Annotated in this window: 14 protein-coding genes and 1 pseudogene; 6 read left to right on the top strand and 9 right to left on the bottom strand. The window is 73.1% G+C overall.

Annotated elements, in window-relative coordinates; genetic code table 11:
- Positions 1 to 2: 2 nt before the first annotated feature.
- The 3 genes and pseudogenes from EDD40_RS37720 to EDD40_RS42930 form a co-directional block, all read left to right on the top strand.
- Positions 3 to 1499 carry a glycoside hydrolase family 43 protein gene (locus EDD40_RS37720; RefSeq protein WP_123747112.1) on the top strand — a complete coding sequence of 499 codons (1497 nt, stop codon included), beginning with the start codon at positions 3 to 5 and terminating at the stop codon, positions 1497 to 1499.
- A 61-nt stretch (positions 1500 to 1560) separates the two neighbouring features.
- On the top strand, positions 1561 to 2172 hold the full coding sequence (locus tag EDD40_RS42935) for a beta-galactosidase (RefSeq protein ID WP_211348332.1): 612 nt from the start codon (positions 1561 to 1563) through the stop codon (positions 2170 to 2172).
- Positions 2124 to 2300 (top strand): annotated as a pseudogene (locus EDD40_RS42930) (hypothetical protein); the annotation flags it as partial. The gene EDD40_RS42935 and the pseudogene EDD40_RS42930, both read left to right, overlap by 49 nt.
- 91 nt (positions 2301 to 2391) lie before the next feature.
- Here EDD40_RS42930 and EDD40_RS37710 read toward each other — a convergent pair.
- Together EDD40_RS37710 and EDD40_RS37705 are read right to left on the bottom strand one after the other, a co-directional pair.
- Positions 2392 to 3717 carry a CE1 family esterase gene (locus EDD40_RS37710; RefSeq protein WP_123747111.1) on the bottom strand — a complete coding sequence of 442 codons (1326 nt, stop codon included), beginning with the start codon at positions 3715 to 3717 and terminating at the stop codon, positions 2392 to 2394.
- A gap of 322 nt (positions 3718 to 4039) precedes the next feature.
- Positions 4040 to 6154: a glycoside hydrolase family 36 protein gene (locus EDD40_RS37705; RefSeq protein WP_123748580.1), complete on the bottom strand. Its 2115-nt coding sequence runs from the start codon at positions 6152 to 6154 to the stop codon at positions 4040 to 4042.
- A 72-nt stretch (positions 6155 to 6226) separates the two neighbouring features.
- Between EDD40_RS37705 and EDD40_RS37700 the strand changes: the two genes are divergently transcribed.
- Positions 6227 to 7108: an acetylxylan esterase gene (locus tag EDD40_RS37700; protein WP_123747110.1), complete on the top strand. Its 882-nt coding sequence runs from the start codon at positions 6227 to 6229 to the stop codon at positions 7106 to 7108.
- A gap of 20 nt (positions 7109 to 7128) precedes the next feature.
- Here EDD40_RS37700 and EDD40_RS37695 read toward each other — a convergent pair whose 3' ends face one another.
- The 7 genes from EDD40_RS37695 to EDD40_RS37665 all read right to left on the bottom strand — a co-directional run bounded on the left by EDD40_RS37695 (position 7129) and on the right by EDD40_RS37665 (position 14422).
- Positions 7129 to 8760: a cellulose binding domain-containing protein gene (locus EDD40_RS37695; protein ID WP_123747109.1), complete on the bottom strand. Its 1632-nt coding sequence runs from the start codon at positions 8758 to 8760 to the stop codon at positions 7129 to 7131.
- Positions 8761 to 9155: 395 nt separating this feature from the next.
- Positions 9156 to 9965, bottom strand: coding sequence for an ATP-dependent sacrificial sulfur transferase LarE (gene larE, locus EDD40_RS37690; RefSeq protein ID WP_123747108.1), 810 nt, complete (start codon positions 9963 to 9965; stop codon positions 9156 to 9158).
- A complete protein-coding gene (gene larC, locus EDD40_RS37685) occupies positions 9965 to 11113 on the bottom strand; it encodes a nickel pincer cofactor biosynthesis protein LarC (protein WP_246038183.1) in 1149 nt (382 codons plus the stop codon). The genes larE and larC overlap by 1 nt, the downstream gene beginning before the upstream one ends.
- On the bottom strand, positions 11110 to 11793 hold the full coding sequence (larB, locus tag EDD40_RS37680; RefSeq protein ID WP_246038182.1) for a nickel pincer cofactor biosynthesis protein LarB: 684 nt from the start codon (positions 11791 to 11793) through the stop codon (positions 11110 to 11112). The genes larC and larB overlap by 4 nt, the downstream gene beginning before the upstream one ends.
- Positions 11794 to 11848: 55 nt before the next feature.
- Positions 11849 to 12826: an aldo/keto reductase gene (locus EDD40_RS37675; protein WP_123748578.1), complete on the bottom strand. Its 978-nt coding sequence runs from the start codon at positions 12824 to 12826 to the stop codon at positions 11849 to 11851.
- On the bottom strand, positions 12826 to 13677 hold the full coding sequence (locus EDD40_RS37670; RefSeq protein ID WP_123747106.1) for a fumarylacetoacetate hydrolase family protein: 852 nt from the start codon (positions 13675 to 13677) through the stop codon (positions 12826 to 12828). Before EDD40_RS37670 ends, EDD40_RS37675 begins: the two co-directional genes overlap by 1 nt.
- Before the next feature lie 10 nt (positions 13678 to 13687).
- Entirely contained in the window at positions 13688 to 14422 is a 735-nt protein-coding gene (locus EDD40_RS37665) for a FadR/GntR family transcriptional regulator (protein ID WP_123747105.1), read from the bottom strand.
- A 248-nt stretch (positions 14423 to 14670) separates the two neighbouring features.
- Between EDD40_RS37665 and EDD40_RS37660 the strand changes: the two genes are divergently transcribed.
- Both EDD40_RS37660 and EDD40_RS37655 read left to right on the top strand, forming a co-directional pair.
- Positions 14671 to 15978: an enolase C-terminal domain-like protein gene (locus tag EDD40_RS37660; RefSeq protein WP_123748577.1), complete on the top strand. Its 1308-nt coding sequence runs from the start codon at positions 14671 to 14673 to the stop codon at positions 15976 to 15978.
- Positions 15975 to 16772, top strand: coding sequence for an SDR family NAD(P)-dependent oxidoreductase (locus tag EDD40_RS37655; protein ID WP_123747104.1), 798 nt, complete (start codon positions 15975 to 15977; stop codon positions 16770 to 16772). The genes EDD40_RS37660 and EDD40_RS37655 overlap by 4 nt, the downstream gene beginning before the upstream one ends.
- The last annotated feature ends 8 nt before the right edge of the window (positions 16773 to 16780 follow it).

Here is a 16780-nt window from a genome sequence, read left to right as displayed (position 1 = left end):
GGATGTCACCGGACCACAGCACGTTCGCCAACCCCGTGATCGCGGGCTTCCACCCCGACCCGAGCGTCTGCCGCGTCGGCGACGACTACTACCTCGTCTGCTCCAGCTTCGAGTACTTCCCCGGCGTGCCGATCTTCCACAGCCGCGACCTGGTGCGCTGGACGCAGCTCGGCAACGTGCTCGACCGGCCCGAGCAGCTGCGCCTCCCGCTGGACTCGCCGTCGTCCGCCGGCGTCTACGCGCCGACCCTGCGCCACCACGACGGCCGGTTCTGGCTCATCACCACGAACGTGAGCGGTGACGGCAACCTGCTGGTCAGCGCCACCGACCCCGCCGGACCGTGGTCGGACCCGGTCCTGCTGCCCGACCTGCCCGGCATCGACCCCGACCTCGCGTGGGACGACGACGGCAACTGCTGGTGCACGGTCGCCGGGGTGTCCCAGGTGCGGATCGACCCGCTCACCGGGCAGGTGCTCGACGCGCCGCGGCGGATCTGGTCGGGAACGCCCGGCGCGAAGGCCCCGGAAGCGCCGCACCTGTACCGGATCGGCGAGTACTGGTACCTGCTGATCGCCGAGGGCGGCACCGAACGCGGCCACGGCGTCTCGGTCGCCCGCGGCCGCACGCCCGCCGGCCCGTTCGAGCCCTGCCCGGCCAACCCGGTGCTGACCCACCGGAGCACCGACCACCCGATCCAGAACACCGGGCACGGCGACCTCGTGCGGGGGCCGGACGGCTCGTGGTGGCTGGTGCTGCTAGGCGTGCGGCCGGGCGGCGGGACACCCGGCTGGCACGTGCTGGGCCGCGAGACGTTCCTCGCGCCCGTCACCTGGGTGGACGACTGGCCGGTCGTCGGACCGCTGGAGCCGGAGGGGACCGTGCCCTGGCCGTTGCGGGCGGAACGGGACGCCTCGGGCCGCGACGACTTCGACCTCCCGGTGCTGCACCCGTCCTGGATCTCGCTGCGCGACCGCCGGGAACGGCACTGCACCACCGGGGAGCGCGCCGGGTGGCTGACCCTCCACGCGCGCGGCGAGTCCCTGGACGAGCGCGACGTCGTGTTCGTGGGCCGCCGCCAGCGCCACCGGTCCTGCCGGGTGCGCACGCTCGTGGACGCCACCGGCGGGACGGGCGGTCTCGCGGTGCGGCTGGACGAGGAGCACCACTACGAGATCGAGGCGACCGCCGGCGAGGTGCGGGTGCTCGCCCGCGTCGGCTCGCTGAAGGCGGTGGTGGCGTCCCAGGCGACGCCGGCCGGACCGCTGGTCCTCGGCGTCGAGGTGCGCGAGGAGAAGACCCTCCGGGACGCGCGCACCGGACCCGACACCCTGTCCTTCGGCATCGACGGACCGGACGGGTTCACCGCCCTCGCCACCCTCGACGGCCGCCACCTCTCCACCGAGGTCGCCGGCGGCTTCACCGGCCGGGTCATCGGCCTGTACGCCACCTCGGGCGCCGTCCACTTCGACTGGGCCGACGACGAGCCGCTCGACAGCTGACCGGCGTCCCGCGCGGGCTCCACCCGCCGCAGCAGTTCCACCGACCGCGGAGGTCACCGCCATGGATCGATCCACCTCGCGGGCGCGGTTCACCGGCATCCGGGTCGGCGAGTCCGTGTGGTCCACCTGGGAACCGGAGAACGGCCGGTTCGACCTCGACTGGGTCCGGCCGATGCTCGACGGCGCGCACGAGCGCGGCCTCCCGGTGGTCATCGGCGAGTACGGCCTGCTGGGCTTCGACCGGCACACCGGCACCGTCGAGCAGGGCGAGAAGCTGAAGTTCTTCGAGTACCTCGGCCACTACGCGCGCACCAGGAAGCTCACCACGATGTTGTGGGACAACGGGCAGCACCTGGACCGGACCACGTTCCGGTGGTGCGACCCGGAGCTGTACGCGCAGATCGGCCTGTACCAGGGCAGCACGAAGCCGGCGCGCGGCCGGGACTACGCGGTCGAGGGTGACCGGCTCGCCCTGACCGCCGCGGCGCTGACCAGGCTGAGCGGCTTGCGGGGGCTACGGCACGAACGCGGTGCTGACGGCCTTCCGCGGCGACCAGCTCGCCACGATGCAAGTACGACGACAGCGCCAACGCGGGCCCGAACGACTGGACGTCCTTCAAGGAGTACGACCGGACGTTCACGCCCGGCTACCCGGGCGGTCGCACCGCGCTGACGCCGGAGTTCTCCGCCTCCGTCAGGGACGACTCCCGGGTGACGCTCACGTTCCACTGCTGGAGCGGCGCCCGGGTGACGTACCACGTCACCGAGTCGGGCGGGGCGGTCACCGGCACGACGGCCTGACCCGGGGTCGCGTCGACGAGGAGGACCGCCGAAGGCCGTGACCGGCCTTCGGCGGTTCCCTCCCGGTCGCTTGCCGGCGCGACCGGTGGTGTCAGGCGACGCTGCAGGCCGCGCCGTTGAGGGTGAACGAGGACGGCTCGCCGGCGTTGCCGGTGTGGTTGGCCTGGAAGCCGATGCTCACCGTCGCACCGGGGGCGATGGCGCCGTTGTAGGAGACGTTCCTGGCCGTGACCTGTCCCGACGCGGGCGAGTAGGAGGCGTTCCACCCGGAGGTGATCGTCTGCCCGCCCGGCAGGGTGAACACCAGCGACCAGCCGTTGATCGGCGCGCTGCCGGTGTTCGTGATGGCGATCTCCGACGTCAGACCGCCGTTCCACGCGTTGACGGTGTCGGTCACCCGGCAACCGTCACCGGGCGGGTTCGTGGTCGTGGTGGTGGTGGTGGTCGTCGTCGTCGTGGTCGTGGTGCTGGTCGTGGTGGTCGTGGTGGTGCCGGGGCCGCCCTGGAACTGGGAGATGAACTTCCAGGCCTCGCCCTTGGTCCAGGTCCGGATGCCGCTCTCGGTGTAGGTGCCGTCGACCGGGCCGGGCATGTGGCCGTTGTCGAACGCGGCCCACTGCACCGGGTACCCGGCGCGGCACGAGTACGTCGTCGTGATGTGGGACATGCTGCCGTTGGCCGGCTCGCGGGGACTCTGCGGCGTGCACCCGTTGTTCGCCACGAACCGGTCGCGCAACGACCGGCCCTGCGAGATGTTCAGCACGTTGTCGGTGATGCCGTGCATGCCGAAGTACGCGATCGGCTGGCTGCCGCCGCTGCACCCGCTCAACTGCGCGCCCGCGTACACCACGACCGCGCGGAACACCGTCGCGCGGGCACACGCCAGCGCGTAGCTCATGCCGCCGCCGTAGCTGAACCCCATCGCGAACCGCAGCGCGGTGTCGACGCAGAGGTCCGCCTCGATCCGCTTGAGCATGTCATCGGTGAACACCACGTCCTCGCCGCCGGAGTTGGCCCACCCGTTGCCCAGGCCCTGCGGCGCCACCAGGATCGCGCTGTTGTTCGACTGCTCCTGCATCCCGTAGTACGACCACGCCGTCCCGCTGGTCCCGCCCGAGGACACGTCGTTCATCGTGCCGCCACGCCAGTGGAACCCGAAGATCAGCCGGTAGGGACGGGTGTTGTCGTAGCCGTCGGGCACCCGCAGGATGAAGCTGCGGCTCTTGCCGCTGCTCTGGATCGTGTGCGTGCCGCTGCGCAGCGTCGGGGTCTTGCCGCAGCCCGCGCTCGACGCGAGTGCGCCGACCTGCGCGGCCGGCGCGGTCTCGCCGAGCCCTCCGCTCAACGCCGTGCCGGTCGCCGCCGCGGTGAGGAGCACCGCCGCCAACGCGGGCCCGAGAAGCCTACGCGTGATCATCGAAGACTCTTTTCTGCCGTTCCTGCATCGAGTGCGTGGTTGGCGGTCACCACGCGGGGCGGAGTCGCGCGGTGACCGGATCGCGGGAGCCGCACCGGATCGGCCCCGCGCGGACCACCGTCCTCGATGGGAGGTCGCGCCCGGGCGCACTCCCGGCCGGCAGGTTCGAAATTTTCGACGGAATAACCTTCACTTTCGAGCCAATCTAGCCGGCGACTCGGGCGGTGGTCAACGCCGGGGAAAGCTAAAATTGTTAGCGCTCACTTCACGTGGACCAGACCACTCAGGTCCCGGAACCCGCTTTGCACGGTGAGCAATCTTGTTAACGCAAACAAAGCCTCGTCAGCACGGCGGACGGCGCCGTCGGCAGCGCGAGCACCAGGTCGGCCTGGTCACCGTGCCACGTCGTGGCGGCCCCGCCGGCACCGGGGTAGAGCAGGTCGACCACGACGTCCGCGCCGCGCAGGTGCGGCAGGCGCAGCGTCACGGCGCCCTCCGCGCCGGGTCGCCGCCACGCGGCGAGGTAGGTGGTGTCGGGTGTGCGCAGGGCGAGCGCGATCCACGGGTCGTCCCAGGCGGGCAGACCGAGCGGCCAGGCGGGCACGGCCAGCGGCAGGTCGGCGCGGATGTCCTTGTACACCGCCACCGCCTCGTGCACGAGAGCACGGGCCTCGGGGCGGAGCTCCGAGATCCGCCCCGACAGGTGCATCCGGCCGAGGAGCGCGTTGACCATGGTGAAGGCGACCTCGTCCAGCGAGTCCTCCGGCTGCGGGTAGGCCCACACCGCGCCCTGCTCCGGGGTCATCGCGGTGGGCGCGGCGGCGGCGATGGGCGCGTAGAGCACCAGGTCCTGCTGGTCGCTGGTGGACTGCACCTGCATCCGGGACAGCAGCGCGTGGTCCATGCGCATACCGCCGGAGGCGCAGTTCTCCAGCACCAGGCGCGGGTGGCGGTCGAGGACGCCGTCGAGCCAGTCCAGGTGCGCGCGGTTGTGGCCGAGCAGACCGGCGCCGGGGTTGTCGCCGGTGCCGGGACCGGCGTCGATGTTGTGGTCCAGCTTGAGGTACCCGACGCCCCACTCGCCGACCAGGCGGTCCACCACCCGGTCGAGGTGGGCGCGGGCGGCGGGGTGGCGCAGGTCGAGCTGGTAGCGGCCCGCCTCGACCACGCGCACGCCGTCGCGCCGGAAGAACGCCTCCTCGGGCAGCGCGTCGGCGACCGTGCTGCGGACGCCGACCACTTCCGGCTCCAGCCACAAGCCGGGCACCATGCCGCGGTCCCGGATGCGGTCCAGGACCTCGTGCAGGCCGCGCGGCCCGGGGAAGCGGGAGCGCGAGGCCTCCCAGGGGCCGACGGTGTCCCACCAGTTCTCGGTCTCGTCGGCGTACCAGCCGGCGTCGATGACGAAGTGCTCCGCGCCCGCCTCGGCCGCGGCGTCCACCAGCGGCAGCAGCTTGGCGGCGGTGGGGTCGCCCATCAGGCAGTTCATGTAGTCGTTGAAGATGACGGGCAGGCTCTCGTGGTCGGGGTGGGGTCGACGCGTCGCACGGCGGTAGTCGGTCAGCGCGGCGAAGGCGGTGTCGGGCCCGCCGTCCGCGCCGAACGCGAGGGCAGCGGGCACGGTGCGGAACTCCGCGCCCGGTTCGAGGTCGTGACGCCAGCCGTGGTGGCTGTCGCAGGGGCCGAACACCGCCAGGTAGGCCGACTCCTCGCGTTCGCCGCACTCCCAGCGCCAGCCGCCGCCGTTGTGCTCCACCTGCCACAGCCACGTCCGGCCGGTCCGGCGGTCGGCCAGGCCCCCCATCGGCAACCGGCCGCCGCTGGACCAGGCGCCGACGCCCGCCAGCACGAACGCGCCCCGGCCGTCGGGGGTCCGCACGCGCCCGTTGAGGGCGGGCGAGGTCAGCCGCAGCGGGCTGCGCCGCCAGCGGCACTCGGCGAGCCAGTCGTTGTCCGCCCACAGCAGGTCGGCGTCGTCCAGCGCGTCCGCCCGTCCCGGGGTGAGGCACCCCACCGCGAGCGAGCTGACCGCCTGGAGCGGGAGGACGGTCTCTCCCTCGTTGCGCAGCAGGACCTCGCCGCGCAGCACGGGCACGCCGTCCGGCGAGCCGTAGACCACCTCGGCGACCAGGCCGGTCACCGGGTCGTCGAGTTCGACGACGAGCGTGTGCCACCCGTCCTCGTGGGTCGAGCGGTGCGCCCGGTAGCGGAGCCGCTCACCGATCGCGGTGTGGATGAAGCGGTCGCCCGACCAGGTGCGGCCGTGACCGACCGCCGTCACGGCCACCAGCGGCACCGGCGCACCGGGGTGGCGCCCACCCGGCGCGTCACCGGGCGAGCCGAGGCGGGTCAGCCGGAGGACGCCGTCCGCGCCGAGGCCGAACTCGACCGCCAGGCTGCCGTGGCCCCAGTGGATGACGCGCGGTTCGTCGGTCACGATCACTCCTTCTGTTGAAGCGCTTGAACAGTCTCATTTGGGGGTTCGCCGATTGACAGGGCGGCCGGCCGAATGCGAACGTCGAAGCGCTTCACCACTGGCCAACGGGTCACCGACCGGCACCTGCTGCGCTCCGTCGAGGTGGACGACGTCCGGTTCCCCGGCTGGAACGGCGAACCGGTGGCCGCCTGGCTGCTGCGCCCGCGCGGCGCCGAAGGCCCGCTGCCCGTCGTCGTGACCTACATCGGCTACACCGGAGGTCGCGGCCTGCCCACCGACCACCTGCTCTGGTCGGCCGCCGGGTACGCGCACCTCGTCGTCGACAGCCGCGGCCAGGGCCACGACACGCCGGACACGACGGAGGGCAACGGCACCCAGTGGGCCGAGGGCTTCATGACCCGCGGCGTCGACTCCCCCGAGCACTACTACTACCGGCGTCTCATCACCGACTGCGTCCGGGCGGTGGACGCGGTCGCCGACCTGCCCGGGCTGGGCCACCGGCGGGTGGTCGTCACCGGCGGGAGCCAGGGCGGCGGTCTGGCGCTCGCCGTCGCGGGGCCGGCGTCGGACGACGTGGCCGCGGTCATGCCGGACGTGCCCTTCCTGTGCCACTACCGCCGGGCGGCGGAGATCAGCGGCGAGGGGCCGTACGAGGAGCTCGCGAAGTACCTGCGCTGGCACAGCCGCCGGCACGTAGAGCGGACCTTCACCACGCTGTCCTACTTCGACGGCGTCCACTTCGCCCAGCGGGCCACGACGCCGGCGCTGTTCAGCGTCGGCCTGATGGACCCGATCTGCCCTCCTTCCACCGTCTACGCGGCGTTCAACCACTACGCGGGCGAGGACCGGACCATGACCGTGTGGCCCTTCGCCGACCACGGGGGCGGCTACGGCTCCAACCCGGTCGAGCAGCTGGCATGGTTGCGCGAGCGCGGACTCGGCGTGCCGGCCTGACCGGCACACCCGCCTGCCGGTCAGGTGGTGCAGGCCGCGCCGTTGAGGGTGTACGACGCGGGTTTGGCCGCGTCGCCCGTGTGGGTGGCCTGGAAGCCGATGCCGACCGACGCGCCCGGTGCGATGTCGCCGTTGTAGGAGACGTTCCTGGCCGTCACCTGCCCGGAGGACGGCGAGTAGCTCGCGTTCCAGCCCGAGGTGATGGTCTGCCCGGCGGGCAGGGCGAACGCCAACGACCACCCGGCGATGGGCGCGGACCCAGTGTTGGTGATGGTGATGTCCGAGGTCAGGCCGTTGCCCCAGGCGTTCACGGTGTTCGTGACCCGGCAGGAGCCGCTCGGCTCCGGAGTGGTGGTCGTGGTGGTGGTCGTCGTCGTGGTGGTCGTGGTGCTGGTCGGCCAGCCGGACCCGGACGCCCGGTAGACGACGGTGCCGTGGGCGGGCACGGACGCGGAGATGTTGCCGCTCGTCCCGGTGACCGCGTCCGTCCAGACGTCCCGCAGGGTGAACGACACGCCTTCCAACCCGACGGAGAAGCCGTTGGTGGACACCGTGGTCGTCGTCGAGCCCTGGTTGAACAGCGCCACCGCGACCTCGCCGTTGGACAGCCGCTTGGCCAGCACGCGGCGGGTGCCGTCGTTGGAGACCTCGATGGCCTGCACCCCGAGCGGGTCCTGGTTGATGGCGATGAGGTTGGCGTTCTTGAGGATCGTGGACGTGGCCGCGTTCATGTTGCGCAGGTCGTTGCCGGCGATGAGCGGTGACGCCATGACCGCCCACAAGGCGAAGTGGCTGCGCATCTCGGTGTCGGTCATGCCTCCGCGGCCGACCTCCATCATGTCCTGGTCGTTGAACGCGCCCGGCTTGGCGTAGGACCACAGGGGCACGGTGACGTTGACGATGTTCTGCACGCCCATCGGGTAGCCGTTGGTCTGCCCGGTGTCCCACTTGTTGGTGATGTCCTCGGTGGTGCGCCACATGTTCGCGATGTCGCCCCAGTTGCGGCGGGGCCCGGTCTTGTCGTGGATGCTGTTGGAGTTGATGCTGTAGACGATCGGCCGCCCGGTGGCCTTGAGGGCGTCGCGCATCTTCGCGAAGGTGCGCACCTGGTCGTCGATCGTGCCGCTGGGCGAGCACCAGTCGTACTTCAGGAAGTCCACGCCCCAGGCGGCGAACTGCCGGGCGTCCTGCTCCTCGTGGTTCAGCGCCCCCGTGGAGCCGGGGTAGGAGTCGAAGTACTGCGCGCACGTCTCGGCCAGCGGCGCCTGGTAGATGCCGAACTTCAAGCCCTTGGAGTGGATGTAGTCGCCCAGCGCCTTCATGCCGCTGGGGAACCGGCTCGGGTCGCCCTGCAGGTTGCCCGACGAGTCGCGGTTGGGGTTCATCCAGCAGTCGTCCACCACCACGTACTGGTAGCCCGCTTCACGCATGCCGGAGCTGACCATCGCGTCGGCCATCTGCCGGATCAACGCCTCGTTGATGTTGCAGCCGAACGTGTTCCACGAGTTCCACCCCATCGGCGGGGTGCGCGCCACGCCGTTGTCCAGCGCGCGGGCGGGTTCGGCGTTCAGCACCGTCACCATGCCCGCCGCCACCAGCAGGGCCGCGGACACGGCGTGCACGACGCGATGTCGCCGGGATGGGTGTTCCATGGTCTCGGGTCCCTTCGCTGTTCGGTGTCGTGGCTCGCGCGACGCGCGGCGGCCCAGCGTCGTCCGACCGACACCGGCGGGGTCGGGTCGCGGACGGCGGGCGACCCCGATTGCCAGTCGAATGTAGCGACGCGCGATTCGGCCGGTCAAAGCTAAAGATGTGAGCGTTCACTTTAGCCACCGGCCGTGGACCGCGTGCTGCTCCATCCAGCGCAGCAGCCCGACATCCCGGCCGGAACCCGGTGCGGGGCAAGCGGATCCGGGACGAGGACGGCGGCACGGGCGGCCACCGCGCCGGGGAGACGCGCTCTGCCGATCCGCGTTCGCGCCGCCCGCACGGCCGCGCCCGGCTGGTCGGTGCTCCTGTCAGGCCGCCCGGACGCGCGGGACCGGGTTCACTCGTGGTTCAGGGCGCCCGACCGGAACACGGCCAGTTCGACGCCCTCGAAACCCGCCGCCCGGACGACCTCCGCCAGGGCGGGCGCGAGCTCGGGCCGGTCGACCAGGTGCGGGTCCAGCTCGACCCGGCCCGTGTCGCCGAGGTCGCGCACGCGCAGGTCCCGGGTCGGGGTGCCCGCGTCCGCCAGCCACGCCCGGACCGCCACCTCGGCGCGTTCCACCCTGGCCAGGCGGGCTGGGGTGATCGCCACCCCGTAGCGCACGCGGCTGGCCAGGCAGGGCATCGCCGGTTTGTCCCAGGTGGACAGTCCCCAGTGGCGGCTCACCGCGCGGACGTCGGCCTTGGTCAGGCCGAGGTCGCGCAGCGGGGTGCGCACGCCGATCTCGTCGCCGGCGCGGATGCCCGGCCGGAACGGGTCGTGCGCGTCGTCGGCGTTCACGCCGGTCGCCACCGAGGCCACACCGTGGTCCCGCGCGACGGCGGTGATGGTGTCCAGCACGGTGGACTTGCAGAAGTAGCAGCGGTCGCGGCCGTTCGCCGCGTACGAGGGGTTGTCCAGCTCCGCGGTGCCGGGCGCCAGGTGCCGCACGCCGAGGCCGGTGGCGAACGCGACCGCGGCGGCCAGCTCGGCGGCGGCGAGGCTCGCGGAGTCGGCGGTGACCGCGAGCACCGCGTCGGGCCCCAGGGCGCGCGCGGCGGCGGCGAGCACGAGCGCGGAGTCCACGCCGCCGGAGAAGGCCACGGCGACCGGGCCGACCTCCGCGAGGTGTCCCACGAGCCGTGTGGCGGCGGTGCTGGTGTCCATCAACGCTCCTCGGTGCTTCGCGCGGCCATCCCGAGCACGGTGCGCAGCGGCAGACCGGTCTGCCGGGCGACGGTGACGGCGTCGTCGTACTCAGGTTTGCCGTGGTGCGGCCCGTGCTTGCGGCGCACCGGCATCCCCCGGACCTGCACGGTGTCGGTCTCCCGGGGCTGGGCGTCCCGCCGCACGGTGGTCCGCCGCACGCCCAGCGTGCCCGTCTCCACGAGCATCCGGCGCTCGATCCCGTCGGCGGCCTCCGGTGTCGCCAACGCGTGCAGCACGTGGCCCGGCCTGCCCTTCTTCATCGTCACGGGGGTGATCCAGCTGTCCAACGCGCCCGAGTCGAGCAGCAGCGCGACGACGTACCCGAGGACCTCCCCCGTCACGTCGTCCAGGTTCGTCTCCAGCACCACCAGGTCGCGCACGTCCGCGGGCTCCCGGTCGCCGAGCCGGACGACGGCCACGTTGGGCCGGTCGGGCAGCGTCCTGGTGCCCACGCCGTAGCCGGTGGACCCCATCCGCATCGCCGGCGCGGGGCCGTAGTCGGCGCCGATCGCGAGCAGCAGCGCGGCGGCGGTCGGCGTCACGGTCTCGCCGGACAGGCTGGTGCCCACGACGCGCGCCCCCGCCAGCAGCGCCGAGGTCGCCGGGGCCGGGCACGGCAGCACACCGTGCGCGGTGCGGACCGTCCCGGCGCCGATCGGCAACGCCTCGCAGTGCACGGCCCGCACGTCCAGGGCGCGCAGCGCGGCGGCCACGCCGACGATGTCCACGAGGGTGTCGTGACCACCCAGCTCGTGCAGGTGCACCTGATCGGGCTCCTCGCCGTGCAGGCGTCCTTCGACCTCGGCGATGGCGCGCAACGCGGCGACCGCCACCTCCGCCACCTCCCGGTCGCGCACCCGGGACGCCATGGCGATCAGCTCGCCCGCCTTGCGGCTCGTCGCACCGTCGGTCACCGACACGGTCGCGCGGCGGCCGGTGAGCCCGTGCGTGAGCACCGGCGTGACGGCCAGGTCCCAGCCGGTCAGGCCGGTGTCGGCGACGGCCGCCCGGACCGCCTCCAGCGGCGCGCCCGCGTCCACCAGCGCGGCCAGCAGCATGTCGCCGGCCAGCCCGGTGAACGGCGAGATCACGCAGACCCGGCTCACGGCGTCCTCCGCCGCGCCACGCGGGCGAGCCGGAACGCGGCCATCGCGGCGCCGAAGCCGGAGTCGATGTTCACCACCGTGATGCCCGCCGCGCAGGACGCGTGCATCGCCAGCAACGCGGTGACGCCCTCCAGCCCCGCGCCGTACCCGGTCGAGGTGGGCACGGCCACCACCGGGCAGGCGACCAGGCCACCCACCGCGCTGGCCAGGGCGCCCTCCATCCCCGCCACGACGATCACGGTGTCCGCGGCCCGCAACCGGTCCTGCTCGGCGAGCAGCCGGTGCAGCCCCGCCACGCCCACGTCGGTGACCGTGGTGACGTCCAGGCCGGTCGCGGCGGCCACCGCCGCGGCCTCCCGCGCCACCGGCAGGTCCGCCGTGCCCGCCACGGCCACCACCACGCCGAACCCGAGCGACGCCGCCGGACGCCACACCAGCAACCGCGCTTCGCGGTCGTACGCGCCGTCCGGCACGGCGGCCAGCACCGACGTCGCCACGTCGTCGTCCACGCGCGTGGCCAGCACCGGGCCGTCGTTGTGCCGCAACAGCGTCCGCACGATCCCGCTGATCTGCTCGGGCGTCTTGCCGCTGCCGTAGATCACCTCGGGCAGCCCCTGGCGCGCTTCGCGATCGACGTCGACCCTGGCGAAGCCGAGGTCGACCACGTCCGGTCCGGCCACGTTCATCCTCCTCGCGCGACCGCGGCAGGCGCGCGCGTGCCGGGTTCGCGCCTGATCATGTCACCCCCGACGCGTCGAGTTCCGCCCACAGCGCCTCCGGGATCGCGGTGGCGGCGTGCGCGATGTTCTCGGTGACTTCCCGCGCGCTGCGCGCGCCCACGACGACGCCGGTCACCGCCGGGTGCCGCAGCGGGAACCGCAGCGCGGCGGCGGCCGGCGCGACGCCGTGCTCGGCGCACCGCTCGGCCAGGGCGCGGACTCGCCGCCACACGTCCTCCGTGGCGGGTGCGTAGTCGTAGGTGGCGCCGGGGACGGGGTCCGCGAGGATGCCGCTGTTGAAGACACCGCCGACGATGACGCCCACCTGCCGCCGCGCGCACAGCGGCAGCAGGTCGTCGGCCGCCGTGCGGTCCAGCAGGGTGTACCGGCCGGCCACGAGCACGCAGTCGACGTCGGTCTCGGCGACGAACCGGGTGAGCATCGCCGTCTGGTTCATCCCCGCGCCGATCGCCCGCACCGCGCCCTCGGCGCGCAGGCGTTCCAGCGCGGGGTACGCGCCGGTGACCGCCTCCTGCCAGTGGTCGTCCGGGTCGTGGATCAACGCGATCTCGAAGGAGTCGAGGCCGGACCGCTCCAGGCTCTCCGAGAGCGACCGGTAGACGCCCTCGGCGCTGTAGTCGCGCACCCGGACCAGGCCCTGGTCGTCGTGGAAGCCCTCACCGCCCGCCGTCGCCTCCCCCGGCACCAGCAGCCGGCCGACCTTGGTCGACACCGCGGCCTCCGCGCGTGGCCGGGTGGCCAGGAACGCGCCGAGGCGTCGTTCGGCCAGTCCGGCGCCGTAGTGGGGTGCGGTGTCGAAGTAGCGGATGCCCGCCGCCCACGCCGCCTCCAACGCGGCGGTCGCCTGGTCCTCGCCCACCGCCGAGTACAGGCCGGCCAGCGGCGCGGTGCCCAGGCCGAGGCGGGTCACGGTGACGTCGGAGCGGCCCAGCGGCACGCGTTCGGCGAACCACGACCGCGCCGGGGACGCCATCACGCCTGTCCGAGGACGTGGCGCTGCCGGCCCAGCCCGTCGATCTCGGCCTCGACCACGTCACCGGCGCGCAGGTAGGGGAAGTCGTTCGCGCCGAACGCGACGCCGGCCGGGGTGCCGGTGTTGACGACGTCCCCGGGCTCCAGCACCATGAACTGGCTGAGGTACCACACGACGTGGCGCACGCCGAAGATCATGTTCTTGGTGTGGCCGTCCTGGCGCGGCTCGCCGTTGACCCACAGCCGCATCGCCAGGTCCTGCGGGTCGCCCACGTCGTCGGGCGTGACCAGCCAGGGGCCGAGCGGGTTGAACGTCTCGCACGACTTGCCCTTGTCCCACGTCCCGCCGCGCTCGTGCTGGAACGCCCGCTCGGTGACGTCGTCGGCGATGGCGTAGCCCGCGATGACCCCGTCCGCGTCGGCCTGCGAGTCCAGGTAGCGCGCGGTGCGGCCGATGACGACCGCGAGTTCGACCTCGTAGTCGGTCTTCACGCTGCCGCGCGGGACGAGCACCGCGTCGTCCGGACCGACGACGGTGTTCACCGCCTTCAGGAAGACCACCGGCTCGGCGGGCGGCGGCGTCCCGGTCTCGGCGGCGTGGTCGGCGTAGTTGAGCCCGACGCAGACGACCTTCCCGGGACGGGCGACGGGAGCGCCGACGCGCTGCCCGGCGAGGTCGACGACGGGCAGCAGGCCGTCGGCCAGGGCCTGCCGGACCCGGTCCACGCCGCCGCCCGCCAGGAAGGCGCCGTCGATGTCGGCCGTGAGCGGGGTCAGGTCGTGCGCGACGTCGTCGGCGTCCAGGACGGCGGGCCGCTCGGCGCCCGCCGGGCCCACGCGGAGCAGTCTCATCGGGTTCTCCTCACTGCGGGTACGTCGGCAGCGGCGGGCCGTCGACGCCGGGCCGGGTGTCGCCGTCCCGGTCGACGTGCTCGCGCAGCCAGCGCTCGGTGGTGGTGATGTGGACCAGGGCGGCGGCCTGGGCGAGGACGGCGTCCCGGTCGACCAGGGCGTGGTAGATCGCCTCGTGCTCGGCCAACGTGCGACTGGCGGCGTTGTCGTCGACCAGGCCGCGCCACACCCTGGCCCGGACCGTGGGCCCGGAGATGCCCTCCAGCAGGGTCGTCAGGGTGGCGTTGCCGGTGGCGGCCACGACCGCCCGGTGGAACGCGGCGTCGTGCTTGTTCAGCAGCTCCACGTCGTCACGGGCCAGGCGCATCGCGTGCAGGTGGCGCTCGACCTCGGCGAGTTCCGCCGCGGAGATGCGGGTGGCGGCGAGCCCGGTGGCGACCGGCTCGAACAACCGGCGCACCTCGGTCAGCTCCAACAGGGTGTCGCCCCTGAGCAGCTCCACCGCCGACGCGATGCTGCCGAGCAGCACCTCCGGCTCCAGGCTGGTCACGTAGGTGCCGTCGCCCCGCCGGATCTCCAGCACCCGCGCGACGACGAGCGCCTTGACCGCCTCCCGCATCAGGTTCCGGGACAGGCCCAGCCCGGCGGCCAACTGCTGTTCCGGCGGGAGCTTGGACCCCGGTGGCAGCTCGCCCGACTGGATCAGGTCCCTGATGCGGTCGATCGCCTTGTCGGTCAGTGACATGCGGTGGATCTCCCCGGAACGTGGCGTGCGCGCCGGGGCAGGCTAGCAAGACATCCTATCTCCGTGGAAGAGATGGGATGTGTCGCCGAAGCGGCAGATTCTCGCCAGAGGCGTTCCACCAGTATCTATGACCTTTTCTCACCCGAATCTGGCTGCTCGACCTGGACATCGCCCCGGCGAAGTCCTATAAATCCATCCCATGTCCAGGATCGATTCGTCGCACCTCTGAACCGGGAGTGCCGGGCACGATGACTGAGCTGATCACCGCCGTCGACGCGGTCGACGTGCGGTTCCCGACCTCGCTCGACCTCGACGGCTCCGACGCCATGAACCCCGAGCCCGACTACTCCGCCGCCTACGTCACCATCCGGACCAGCGGGGGCGGGGAGGGGCACGGGCTGGCGTTCACCGTGGGACGGGGCAACGACGTCGAGGTCGCCGCCGTGCGCGCCTTGGCGCCGCTGGTCGTCGGCCTGCCGGTGGACGAGGTCCTCGGCGACCTGGGCGCGTTCTCGCGCCGGCTGACCGGTGACAGCCAGCTGCGCTGGCTCGGCCCGGAGAAGGGCGCCATCCACATGGCCGCCGCCGCCGTCGTCAACGCCGTCTGGGACCTGTACGGGCGTCGCGAGCGCAAGCCGGTGTGGCAGCTGCTCTCGGAGTCGTCCCCGGAACAGCTCGTGGACCTGGTGGACTTCCGCTACCTGGAGGACGCCCTCACGCGTGACGAGGCGTTGGACATCCTCCGCCGCGCCGAACCCGGTCGCGCCGAACGCGCGGCGCACCTGCGGAGGCACGGCTACCCGGCCTACACGACGACCCCCGGCTGGCTCGGTTACGACGACGAGAAGCTCGTGCGGCTGTCGCGGGAGGCCGTCGCCGACGGGTTCACCCAGATCAAGCTCAAGGTCGGGGCCGACCTCGCCGACGACGTGCGCCGGCTGCGGCTGGCCCGGGAGGCGGTCGGACCCGACATCAGGATCGCCGTGGACGCCAACCAGGCGTGGGGCGTGCGGCAGGCGATCGACTGGATGACCGCGCTGCTGCCCCACGACCCGTACTGGATCGAAGAACCCACGTCACCCGACGACATCCTCGGCCACGCCGCCATCCGCCGGGCGCTGACCCCGGTGAAGGTCGCCACCGGCGAGCACACCCACAACCAGGTGATGTTCAAGCAACTGCTCCAGGCCGGCTCCCTGGACGTCCTGCAACTCGACGCCAGCCGCACCGCCGGCGTCACCGAGAACGTCGCCGTCCTGCTGCTGGCCGCCAAGTTCGGCGTCCCCGTCTGCCCGCACGCGGGCGGCGTCGGGCTGTGCGAGATGGTCCAGCACCTGGCGATGTTCGACTACGTGGCCGTCAGCGGCACGACGGAGGACCGCGTCATCGAGTACGTCGACCACCTGCACGAGCACTTCACCGACCCGGTGCGGATCCGCCGCGGCCACTACCTCCCCCCGACCGCGCCCGGCATCAGCGCCGAACTGCACCCCGCGTCCATCGCCGCCCACCGCTTCCCCGACGGGCCCGTCTGGAACCGGCAGGCCACCGCGTGAGCGCGCCCGAACTCGCCGGCCTCGCCGCCGTGGTCACCGGTGGCGCCTCCGGCATCGGACTGGCCACCGCGCTGCTGCTGGCCTCCCGCGGCGCCCGCGTCGCGTGCCTCGACCTCGCGCCGGAAGGCCTGCCGGAGCCGCTCGTCGGCATCCGGGCCGACGTGTCCGACGACGCCGGCGTGCGGGCGGCCGTCGACCAGGCCGCGCAACGGCTCGGCGGCATCGACATCCTGGTCAACAACGCCGGCATCGGCGCCCAGGGCACCATCGAGGACAACCCGGACGACGAGTGGCGGCGGGTCTTCGACGTCAACGTCTTCGGCATCGTGCGCACCACCCGTGCCGCGTTGCCGCACCTGCGCCGGTCCCACCACGCGGCGATCGTCAACACCTGCTCCATCGCCGCGACCGCCGGCCTGCCCGACCGCGCCCTGTACTCCGCCACCAAGGGCGCGGTGCTCTCCCTCACCCGCGCGACCGCCGCCGACCTCGTCGCCGCCGGCATCCGCGTCAACTGCGTCAACCCGGGCACCGCCGACACCCCGTGGATCGGCCGCCTGCTCGACCGCGCCGCCGACCCCGAGGCCGAGCGCGCCGCGCTCAACGCCCGCCAACCCACGGGACGGCTCGTGACCGCCGACGAGGTGGCCGCCGCCATCGCCTACCTGGCGAGCCCGCTCGCCGGCTCCACCACCGGCGCCGACCTCGCCGTCGACGGCGGCATGAGCGGTCTGCGCACCCGTCCCCGGACCCCGACCCCCGACCCCGGCTCCCCGCACCACACCGCGCGCTAGGAGAACCG

It is taken from the genome of Saccharothrix texasensis (assembly GCF_003752005.1).
Lineage (GTDB): Bacteria > Actinomycetota > Actinomycetes > Mycobacteriales > Pseudonocardiaceae > Actinosynnema > Actinosynnema texasense.
The sequence above is the reverse complement of the archived record's forward strand: the minus strand, read 5'-3'. Positions and strand labels throughout refer to the sequence as shown.

Coding starts and splice junctions, on each gene's coding strand:
- EDD40_RS37720 (WP_123747112.1), top strand. CDS start 3: ATGTCACCGGACCACAGCACGTTCGCCAACCCCGTGATCGCGGGCTTC.
- EDD40_RS42935 (WP_211348332.1), top strand. CDS start 1,561: ATGGATCGATCCACCTCGCGGGCGCGGTTCACCGGCATCCGGGTCGGC.
- EDD40_RS37710 (WP_123747111.1), bottom strand. CDS start 3,717: ATGATCACGCGTAGGCTTCTCGGGCCCGCGTTGGCGGCGGTGCTCCTC.
- EDD40_RS37700 (WP_123747110.1), top strand. CDS start 6,227: ATGCGAACGTCGAAGCGCTTCACCACTGGCCAACGGGTCACCGACCGG.
- EDD40_RS37695 (WP_123747109.1), bottom strand. CDS start 8,760: ATGGAACACCCATCCCGGCGACATCGCGTCGTGCACGCCGTGTCCGCG.
- larE (WP_123747108.1), bottom strand. CDS start 9,965: ATGGACACCAGCACCGCCGCCACACGGCTCGTGGGACACCTCGCGGAG.
- EDD40_RS37675 (WP_123748578.1), bottom strand. CDS start 12,826: ATGGCGTCCCCGGCGCGGTCGTGGTTCGCCGAACGCGTGCCGCTGGGC.
- EDD40_RS37670 (WP_123747106.1), bottom strand. CDS start 13,677: ATGAGACTGCTCCGCGTGGGCCCGGCGGGCGCCGAGCGGCCCGCCGTC.
- EDD40_RS37665 (WP_123747105.1), bottom strand. CDS start 14,422: ATGTCACTGACCGACAAGGCGATCGACCGCATCAGGGACCTGATCCAG.
- EDD40_RS37660 (WP_123748577.1), top strand. CDS start 14,671: ATGACTGAGCTGATCACCGCCGTCGACGCGGTCGACGTGCGGTTCCCG.